The sequence below is a fragment of the Chryseobacterium sp. SSA4.19 genome (assembly GCF_022601875.1).
Classification (GTDB): domain Bacteria; phylum Bacteroidota; class Bacteroidia; order Flavobacteriales; family Weeksellaceae; genus Chryseobacterium.
Window position 1 is genome coordinate 1 of sequence record NZ_JAKVIP010000047.1, and the last position, 10,179, is coordinate 10,179.

Genomic DNA, 10,179 nt, shown 5'->3' on the forward strand with positions numbered 1-10,179 from the left:
TATGGATAGGTCTTGGACGATTGAAAGACATCATACAAGCTTTTGATGCTTTTAAAGATGTGTCCACACGATAGTCCAGAGGAGGGGTGGCGAAAATTCAAAGAATTTTTGACGGGGTGGTTTACAGAAAGCCAAAACGAGAACATTTAACCACAAACCGCAGGTTCGACGAAGTCGAAAGTCACAAAAGATATTGATAATGTATTATAAATTTAAATACGAAATGTCAAATAAGCATACAAAAGCTTTTAAAAAATCTCCGATTTTTAATCTCATGCGACTCATGTGTTAAAAGCTTCAATTATTTTCACATTAGATCTATAGTAAAACGCTCTTATAAGCTTAGCGGCTTTGTGAAACTAAATACGCCTAATTTTTAAAATAAAACTTTGTGCACTTGGTGTTCAAAAAAACAATGAAATAGAAAATATGAAAAAGACTCTACAATCCATACTTTGCCTCTTCCTGATCGGATATTCAGCGGATGCATTTGCCCAGAATCCCATCATCCAGACCAACTATACCGCCGATCCGGCACCGATGGTCTATAACGGCAGGCTGTACGTCTATACGACCCACGATGAAGACGATTCCACGTGGTTTACCATGAACGACTGGAAAGTCTATTCCACCGACGATATGGTGAACTGGACCGATCACGGAACCATCCTTTCCTATAATGATTTCGACTGGGCCAAGCGTGATGCCTGGGCGGCACAGTGTGTCGAAAGGAACGGCAAATTCTTTATGTACGTGCCCATGTGGTCCAAAACCAACAATAAAGGTGCGATCGGCGTAGCAGTGGGCGACAGTCTTTTCGGGCCGTTTCATGATCCGCTGGGAAAACCTCTGGTGCAGAGCGAATGGGGCGATATCGATCCGACTATTTTCGTAGATGATGACGGGCAGGCCCACATGTACTGGGGAAACCCGAAGCTGAAATATGTCAAACTGAATGAAAATATGATTTCCTATTCCGGCGATATCGTGGAAGTTCCGATGACTGCCGAATCTTTCGGAAAGAGGGATGGAAAAGAAAACCCGGAAAGACCTACGAAGTATGAAGAAGGTCCCTGGCTGTACAAAAGAAAAAAACTGTATTACTTGTTCTGGCCGGGCGGTCCGCTTCCTGAATTTATCGGCTATTCCACCAGCAAAAGTCCACAGGGACCATGGAAATACGGCGGAATTGTGATGCCAACCGAAGGAAAATCGTTTACCAACCATCCGGGAGTGATTGATTTTAAAGGCAAAACCTACTTTTTCTACCACAACGGCGCGTTGCCCGGCGGAAGCGGATTTACAAGGTCAGTGAGCATAGAAGAACTTAATTTTAATAAAGACGGTTCCATTTCGCCCATTAAAATGACGAATGGAATCACCAAAGCCATTGCAACCGTCAATCCGTACAGCTTCAACCAGGCCGAAACCATCGCCTGGTCGGAAAATGTAAAATCCTATCAGAACAAAGAAGCCGGCGTGTTTGTCAAGGCTAAAAAAAGCGGCGCCTACACCCGTGTGAAAAATGTGGATTTCGGTAAAAAAGGAGCGGCGACGTTTTCCGCAAGGGTAGGAACCACGCACAACAGCGAGGTAACGATGGATGTTCACCTGGACAGCCTTAACGGACCGGTGGTGGCTACGGTAAAAGTTCCGCTCACCGGAGGCGACGACCGTTGGGAAACCGTGAAAGCCGAAGTGAAGGAAAAAATAACCGGCGTTCACGATCTGTATTTTGTGTTTAACGGAAAAGTCGCAAAAGATGTGATGTTTTTCGATTACTGGACCTTTCTTGAAAATAAATGATTATGAATAAACTATTTTTAAAACTATCAATCATCCTGGGTATTCTCTTCCTGAATACCGTTTTTGCCCAGGTCGCCGAAGTATCAAGCCCTGACGGAAAGCTAAAGCTGAATGTCTTTTCAGAAGACGGAAAAACGCTATACAATGTGACTTTTCAGGGGAAAACCATGCTGGAAAAATCACCGTTGGGTTTAATTACCAATGAATCTGATTTTTCCAAAAATTTAAAATTTATCGATAGCAAAAAAGACCCGGTTTCCAAAACTTACACTAACGAGAAAATCAAAAAATCGGAGGTCAATTATAAGGCTAATGCATTGACGGTAAATTTCAGCAATGCAGACCAATACAACATCGGGATTGAATTCCAGGTGAGCAATAACAATATCGCTTTCCGGTACGACATTCAGCCGATGAAAGACCGTCTGAGTGCGGTCGTACAGTCGGAAATGACGGGATACCGGTTTCCTTCGCAGACCACGACCTTCCTTTCTCCAATGATGAAGCCGATGACCGGTTTTGCCAGAACCGCCCCAAGTTACGAAAGCGGCTACAAAGCCGATGCGGAACTGGGAACAAAAGCGGATTACGGTTACGTTTTCCCGGGACTCTTCCACGTTGGAAACGACGGCTGGATCCTGCTTTCCGAGACGGGCGTGAACAGCCTGTACTGCGCTTCCCACCTGGATACCACACCGGAAAAGAACCTTTACAAAGTCGCGTACCCGGATATGGCGGAAAACAATGGGTTCGGAAGCACCGGAGCCGCCATTTCACTGCCGGGAAAAACGCCGTGGAGAACCATCACGGTGGGCGAATCATTAAAGCCGATTGTTGAAACCACGATTCCTTTTGATGTTGTTGATCCGATGTATGCGCCTTCACAGAAATACAGTTTCGGGAAATCGACCTGGAGCTGGATCCTGTGGCAGGACAACAGCATGAACTACGACGACCAGAAGAAATTCATCGACCTTGCCGCGGCAATGAACTACCAGTTTATTCTGATGGATGCGCTTTGGGATAAAAATATCGGTAAAGAACGGATGAGGGAACTTGTTCAGTATGCACGATCTAAAAATGTAGGCGTTATGCTTTGGTATAATTCCAACGGAGCTGCCAATGATGCAGCGATGGGCCCTAGAAACAAAATGAGCTCTTCCATCGAACGTAAAAAAGAAATGAAGTGGCTGAAAGAAATCGGCATAAAAGGACTGAAAGTCGATTTCTTCGGTGGCGACAAGCAGGAAACGATGAGTTTATACGAAGACATCCTTTCCGATGCCAACGATTTCGGGCTGACGATTATTTTCCACGGGGCTACTTTACCGAGAGGCTGGGAAGTGATGTACCCGAACTATGCAGGAAGCGAAGCCGTTTTAGCCTCAGAAATGCTGTATTTCTCAGAAGATGTCCGCAAGCAGGAAGCCTTTTTCGCATCACTGCATCCGTTTATCCGGAACACGGTCGGGAGCATGGAATTCGGCGGAACGTTCTTGAATAAATATTTAACCAAATCCAATAAGGAAAAAAATAAACGGTACACAACAGACGGCTTTCAATTGGCCACCGCCGTTTTATTCCAGAACCCGGTTCAGATGTTTGCCGTCATGCCAAACAACCTGGAGGACGCTCCGAAATTCGAGCTTGATTTTATGAAAGAAATTCCGACCTTGTGGGACGAGACGTTTTTCATCGACGGTTATCCCGGGAAATATTCCGTTATTGCCAGAAGGTATCAGAATCAATGGTACATTGCCGGCGTGAATGCTGAAAACAGTGTCCAAAAACTAACTTTGAAACTTCCGATGCTGGCCGGAAAAACGGTAAAGTTCATCAATGATGATGCAAGAGGGATGACTTCCGAGAAATCCGTGACCATCAGCAAAAACGGGGAATTAAAAATAGAAATCCAATCCAAAGGCGGATTTGTGATTCATTAATCCTGATGTTAAATTTAAAATACATTCAACATGAAAACCGGGTACTTCAGACCATTCATTCTATTTAAACTGACCTTTCTGATGGTTTTTTTCAGTCATCAGCCGGCGTTCGGGAAAATAAAACTTCCGGACCTGGTCGGTGACAAAATGGTTCTGCAGCGTGATGTGGTGCTTACCATCTGGGGCTGGGCGGATCAGGGCGAAAATATTACCATTACATTCCGGAATGAAACCTACAATACTTCACCCGACAAAAACGGGAAATGGTCTGTGCAATTGAAACCGCAGAAAGCGGGAGGACCGTTCATGATGGAAATTAACGAAATTACGATCCGGGATGTTCTCGTAGGGGATGTCTGGCTGGCTTCGGGACAGTCTAATATGGAGACCCCGATTGCCAGATTGACAGACCGTTTTCCGGAAATCAATGTTTCGGATTTAAATAAAATCCGGTATTTCAAAGTACCTACCCAAAACAGCGTTGAATCCGTTAAGGAAAATATAGCACCCGGCGGAAAATGGTTTACCGGAACGGCTTCAGAAGTAATGAGCTGGACTGCTTTTGCGTATTTCTACGCGCTTGAGGCCTACGAACATACCAAAATTCCGCAAGGTATGTTGGTTTCCAGTTTGGGCGGTTCGGCCATTCAGAGTTGGATCAGCCAGGAGCACCTCAAGGATTTTCCAAATGACCTCATCGACAGGCAGGCTTTGTCTGCACTCAATGCTTCCAAACTGGATAAAGGAACGAAGCTTTGGAACCAGAAGGATTTTGATGACACAAACTGGCAAAAAGCAAAAGTTCCCGGAAAATGGAAAGACAACGGAATCCAGGCCAAAGGTACCGTCTGGTTCAGGAAAAATTTTGACCTTCCGGCTTCCATGGATGGAAAGTTTGCCCGTTTGTACCTGGGCGTGATGGTCGACAGCGATTCGGTTTTCGTGAACGGAAAATTCGTAGGCTCGACCTCATATACTTACCCGCCGAGAAAATATGATATTCCGGGCGGAATATTGAAACAGGGAAAAAATACCATTGCCATCCAGCTTACGTCCAACTTCGGAAACGGTGAATTTGTCGCCGACAAGCCTTATAAAATCGTAGGAGATGGTGTTGTCGTTGATCTGACGGGCGAATGGAAATATAATATCGGCAGGGATACGAGTAAAGATGAAGACTACAGATCGAAGCTGAAAAACCTGCGGAACATGCCTTCCGGACTTTACAACGGGATGATTTATCCAATCCTGGATTACAAAGTCCGCGGTGCGATCTGGTATCAGGGTGAAAGCAACGCCGGCCAGTCTGAGAATTATGCTGCTTTGCTGAAAAATCTGATCGAAAACTGGCGGGAAGTATTTCAATGGGAGCAGATGCCGTTTTTACTGGTTCAACTTCCTAATTTTATGGAAAAAACCAATGATCCCAATGCACCAAGCGGATGGGCGGGCATCCGTGAAACCCAGTTTAAAACCTCACAAACCGTTCCGTACACAGCGATGAGCGTGAATTATGATCTCGGGGAGTGGAATGATATTCATCCGCTCAATAAAAAAGATATGGCCAAACGCCTGTTCCTGGCTGCCCGTAAACTGGTATACGGTGAAAAGCTGGTCAGCAGCGGCCCTGCTTTCCGGTCAATGAAAGTAGAAAATTCAACGGTTATCCTTTCGTTCGACAACGTAGGAAAAGGTTTGAAAAGCAGAAACGGAGCGCTGAAACATTTTGCCATTGCCGGAAGCGATAAAAAGTTTGTCTGGGCCGAAGCAAAGATTAAAGGCAATACCGTTGTGGTAAGCAGCAAGGAAATAAAAAATCCGGTGGCGGTACGGTATGCATGGAGCAATAATCCCGAAGAGGCGAATCTGGAAAACGCAGAAGGCCTGCTGGCATCGCCGTTCAAAACGGATGACTGGTAAGTTTTGATTACCTTACCTATTAAATAAATACGCATTAAATAATATAATGATTATGAAGACGATATTCAACTATTTTTCTCTTTTGATTACGTTGGTTTTTACAACCATAGTAAAAGCGGCCGATCCTTTTATTTCTTTTGTGAAAACAGAAAATTCGGTGGTATTGAAAGAAGGCAATTCTGGGCTGACGATGTTTTCGGACAGCGATTCTGATAAAGGGATTCTCCACGCAGTGGCGAATCTTCAGTCCGATTTTCAGAAAGTAACCGGCATTCAGCCCAATCTCATTTCCCAAAATTCCGGGGTAAACGGAATGCTCATTATCATTGGTGAAGCCGGAAAAAGCAAAACCATTGATGCATTGATCAAGGCTAAAAAAATCGATGGAAATTCGCTCAAGGGCAAGAATGAGAAATTTATCATCCAGAATGTAAGCAATCCGTTCCCGGGCGTTTCCGAGGCAGTTGTCATTGCCGGAAGCGACAAACGGGGAACCATTTACGGAATTTACGAAATGTCTCAGCAGATCGGCGTTTCGCCTTGGTATTACTGGGCGGATGTTCCGGTTGAGAAAAAGGAAAATATATACTTTAAAAAAGGAATGTATACCGACGGAGAACCTGCCGTAGAATACCGCGGAATTTTCTTAAACGATGAAGAACCTTCCCTGGGAAGCTGGGCAAGGGCGACTTTCGGCGGGATCAATTCCAAATTTTACGAGAAAGTTTTTGAACTGATCCTGCGGATGAAAGGCAACTACATCTGGCCGGCCATGTGGGGAAAAGCGTTTTATGACGACGATTCTCTAAGCGGGCCGTTGGCCAATGAAATGGGCATCGTGATGGGAACTTCGCACCACGAACCGATGGCTTTAGCACAAACCGACTGGCACCGGTACATCAAAAGAAACAACCTGCCGAATGTCTGGGATTATGCTAAAAATGCCGACGTTTTGCAGAAATTCTGGAGATCCGGAGTGGAAAGAAGCAAAAACTGGGAAAAGCTCGTTACCGTAGGCATGCGTGGCGACGGCGATGAAGCGATGGGAGAGGGCACCAATATTGCCCTGCTGGAAAAAATCGTAAAAGACCAAAGAAAGATAATTGCCGATGTCACTGGGAAAAAAGCGGAAAGAACCCCGCAGGTCTGGGCGTTGTACAAAGAAGTTCAGGACTATTACGACAAAGGCATGCGTGTGCCGGATGATGTGATCCTGCTGTTCTGCGACGACAACTGGGGGAACGTGAGAAAACTGCCGGACCTTTCCAAACCTTTGCACAAAGGCGGTTACGGGATGTATTACCATTTCGATTACGTGGGCGGACCGAGAAACTCCAAGTGGATCAACATCAGTCCGATCCAGCGCGTCTGGGAACAGATGAACCTTTCCTACGAGCATAAAGTGGACAAGGTTTGGGTAGTGAATGTCGGCGACCTGAAACCGATGGAATTCCCGATCAGCTTTTTCCTGGACATGGCCTGGAACCCGAAACAGTTTAATGCAAATAATTTACTCCAGTACACGGAAAAATGGTCGGCACAGCAGTTTGGTGAAAAGCATGCGAAAGAAATCGCAGAAATGATCAACACCTACGCCAAATACAACCGCCGCGTAACGCCCGAAACCCTGAACTGGAACACCTACAGCCTGGAGAATTACAACGAATTTGAAACGGTTCTCAATGATTACCGGGCTTTGGCCTTGAAAGCACTGCGTCTGAAGGAAGACATTCCGGCGGAATATCAGGACGCGTATTACCAGTTGGTTTTATATCCGATCGATGCCTGCAGCAATTTGTATGAAATGTATTATGCTGTTGCTAAAAACAAAGAACTGGCGGCTAAATACGACTTAAAGGCAAATTATTATGCAGATCAGGTCAAAGAGCATTTTGAGAGAAACGCTTACCTTGACCATCAATACAACAGTGTAATCGCCGGCGGAAAATGGCAGCACATGATGGACCAGATGCGTATAGGCTATAAAACCTGGGCCGACGGGAAAGAAAACATCATGCCTGAAGTAACGTATATTTATGATGATAATGCTTCGAAAGACAGAGTTTTCCAGGAAAAGAACGGTTATGTTTCCATAGAAGCGGAACATTTTGCCCGGATGCACAACTCGGACCGGATTCATTGGGAAGTGATTCCTGATTTCGGGAAAACCAAATCTGGCGTGACGACCTTCCCGCAAAATGCGTATCCGAAACAGGATGAAAACATCGATCTGGAATACGACATGAATTTTGAATCCAATGGCGAATTTGAAGTCCAGCTGTTACTGGCTCCGACGTTGAATTTCAATCACAACAAAGGACTGCGGTACGAAATTTCGTTCGATGGACAAGCTCCGCAGGTGGTAAATTTCAACGGCCATTACAAAGGCGAGCTAGGAAGATGGCAGTCGGAACACATCATCCGATCCATCACCAAACACCAGATCTCGCAGCCCGGAAAACATACGCTGCGGTTCAGGGTGCTGGAATCGGGCATCGTACTTGAGAAGATCCTCATCAATACCGGTGGACTGAAACCAAGTTATCTCGGTGCGCCGGAAAGTGATTACACCGGAAAATAATTTTGTTACCTCTTAAAACCATCGGATTTTTCCGGTGGTTTTCTTTTGGTATTTTTTGATCTGAAATTTAATTCAACCATAAAATTCGGTAATTTTATGGTATTAATTTCAAATTGCATAAATTCAATATTGAAAATGATTTTAGGTATTTGGTTGTCAATATATTAGATGGGTTGTCAATAGCGTCGGGCTTTAGCCCGATGTCATCATAGCAATCTAAAATCCGGCTTTAGCCAAATGATGATAGGTTTTGGCTAAAAGCCGACCATGATGCATCATAGGGTAAATGGGCTTCCTTCGACAAGCTCAGGATGACATTGCCCATTTCTATTGATAATGTCCCAAACCAAACCTATTAAAAATAAATAAAATGAAACGGAGCGCAGAAAACAAAATTCAAATCCTGAAAGATGCAATTCAGGAAGGAATTAATAGTGGCATTGCAAAGGATTTTAACGCTGAAAAACAGCTTCAGATTTTAAAAGTCAGAATGAAAAGCAACCATTAATTGTATTTAACAATAAAGCGATTAAGCTGTAGTTTATTCATAATTCTGTAGAATCAGTCTTGTTATGATACACTCTCAAAAAAATCAACTGGAATACCTCTCGCTAAAACCTGATGGAATATTACAGGATCTTGTGGAAAGCATCTGGATGATGAGATATCATGCGGATGAAACGGCAGAAAGCATCATCGTTCCGGACGGAAAATTAGATATTGCCCTTTTGGCCGTAGAAAACGGAAATTTTGAGATGTTTATATCCGGAATATCGACCGGCCCGGTCATCAAACCGCCGTTTCCGAAATCAACGATGATGGTCATCAGTTTTCATCCGGTAGCTGCTGAATATATTTTTAAACAATCTTTTGCAGATTTAAAAAACAACAGACAAAAGCTTCTTTCCGGTTATTGGGGATTCTGTAAAGAGGATCTTATAGATTTTGAACGATTTTACGAAAAAGCCTGCCATAGTATTGAGTTGCAATTCACAAAAGAAACAGATCCCCGCAAACTCAGACTGTTTGAACTGATTTATTCCTTAAAAGGAGCCGTTACGGTAAAAAAACTCACACAAAAGACCGGGTGGAGCAGCCGCCAGATGAACCGGTATTTCAACCATTGGCTGGGCGTATCCCTAAAATCCTACCTCAACATCATCCGTTTTTCAAACTCCATGAAACAGCTCAAAAGCGGTAATTTCTATCCGGAACTAAACTATGGTGATCAGTCGCATTTTATCCGGGAAGTAAAGAAATTTTCAGGTGTAAAGCCCACGATCTTATACAAAAATGAAAACGACCGATTTATCCAATTGAGCATGATGCCGGAAGATTAATTTTGTCCTGTTAATCAAACAAAAAATACGATGGGTTTAAATCATATCAATCTGGTAGTAAAAGAGGTAGATCAGGCCGTGAGCTTGTTTGCAAATCACTTAGGCTTTAATTTAATAACGAACCGCAACAGTAAGATGGCTGTACTGGAAAGCAGCCATCAATTTGTCCTTGTCATTAGGGGCCAGGAACTGAACAGGAAAGATGAGATACCGGAATATCCGGAGAATTTCCATATCGGGTTTTATCAGGAGAATGAGGATGCGGTCCGGCAAATCTATCAAAAATTAAAAAAGGTTGAAGGGCTAAAACTGGAATCCGAACCGAAAAAAATTAGGAATACGTTTGGATTCTATTTTTGGTTTGAACAGCTTATGATTGAGATCAGTGTGAATCCGTTTAAAGAAATGAAAATAGTTTAATGTAGACTTGATAATCATTTATTTATATATCAAATGTTGAACTCGAATAACACAGGATTTAAAAACAGAATAATGACTTTTTAATCCTGTCAAAAAAAGAGGCTGTCCAAAAAGGGCAGTCTTTTTTATGCGGCTAATTTTTTATAGTTTAAATAATGTTCTGTTTTTT

At 43.6% G+C, this 10,179-nt stretch carries 7 protein-coding genes; all 7 read left to right on the forward strand.

Features of this window, described 5'->3' with window-relative positions; translation table 11 throughout:
- Nucleotides 1-429: 429 nt before the first annotated feature.
- The 7 genes from MKJ01_RS18390 to MKJ01_RS18420 all read left to right on the forward strand — a co-directional run bounded on the left by MKJ01_RS18390 (nt 430) and on the right by MKJ01_RS18420 (nt 10,010).
- Entirely contained in the window at nt 430-1,806 is a 1,377-nt protein-coding gene (locus tag MKJ01_RS18390) for a glycoside hydrolase family 43 protein (protein WP_241615726.1), read from the forward strand.
- Between the two features lie 2 nt (nt 1,807-1,808).
- A complete protein-coding gene (locus tag MKJ01_RS18395) occupies nt 1,809-3,749 on the forward strand; it encodes a glycoside hydrolase family 97 protein (RefSeq protein WP_241615725.1) in 1,941 nt (646 codons plus the stop codon).
- 30 nt (nt 3,750-3,779) lie between these two features.
- On the forward strand, nt 3,780-5,669 hold the full coding sequence (locus MKJ01_RS18400; RefSeq protein ID WP_241615724.1) for a sialate O-acetylesterase: 1,890 nt from the start codon (nt 3,780-3,782) through the stop codon (nt 5,667-5,669).
- Nucleotides 5,670-5,721: 52 nt separating this feature from the next.
- On the forward strand, nt 5,722-8,250 hold the full coding sequence (locus MKJ01_RS18405) for a glycosyl hydrolase 115 family protein (protein ID WP_241615723.1): 2,529 nt from the start codon (nt 5,722-5,724) through the stop codon (nt 8,248-8,250).
- 370 nt (nt 8,251-8,620) lie between these two features.
- On the forward strand, nt 8,621-8,758 hold the full coding sequence (locus MKJ01_RS18410) for a hypothetical protein (protein ID WP_241615722.1): 138 nt from the start codon (nt 8,621-8,623) through the stop codon (nt 8,756-8,758).
- Between the two features lie 64 nt (nt 8,759-8,822).
- Nucleotides 8,823-9,590: an AraC family transcriptional regulator gene (locus MKJ01_RS18415; RefSeq protein WP_241615721.1), complete on the forward strand. Its 768-nt coding sequence runs from the start codon at nt 8,823-8,825 to the stop codon at nt 9,588-9,590.
- Nucleotides 9,591-9,620: 30 nt separating this feature from the next.
- A complete protein-coding gene (locus tag MKJ01_RS18420; RefSeq protein ID WP_241615720.1) occupies nt 9,621-10,010 on the forward strand; it encodes a VOC family protein in 390 nt (129 codons plus the stop codon).
- The last annotated feature ends 169 nt before the right edge of the window (nt 10,011-10,179 follow it).

Bases quoted from the DNA above. Each gene is read 5' to 3' on its own strand.
- MKJ01_RS18400 (WP_241615724.1), top strand. From the start codon at position 3,780: ATGAAAACCGGGTACTTCAGACCATTCATTCTATTTAAACTGACCTTT.
- MKJ01_RS18420 (WP_241615720.1), top strand. From the start codon at position 9,621: ATGGGTTTAAATCATATCAATCTGGTAGTAAAAGAGGTAGATCAGGCC.
- MKJ01_RS18415 (WP_241615721.1), top strand. From the start codon at position 8,823: ATGATACACTCTCAAAAAAATCAACTGGAATACCTCTCGCTAAAACCT.
- MKJ01_RS18390 (WP_241615726.1), top strand. From the start codon at position 430: ATGAAAAAGACTCTACAATCCATACTTTGCCTCTTCCTGATCGGATAT.
- MKJ01_RS18395 (WP_241615725.1), top strand. From the start codon at position 1,809: ATGAATAAACTATTTTTAAAACTATCAATCATCCTGGGTATTCTCTTC.
- MKJ01_RS18410 (WP_241615722.1), top strand. From the start codon at position 8,621: ATGAAACGGAGCGCAGAAAACAAAATTCAAATCCTGAAAGATGCAATT.
- MKJ01_RS18405 (WP_241615723.1), top strand. From the start codon at position 5,722: ATGAAGACGATATTCAACTATTTTTCTCTTTTGATTACGTTGGTTTTT.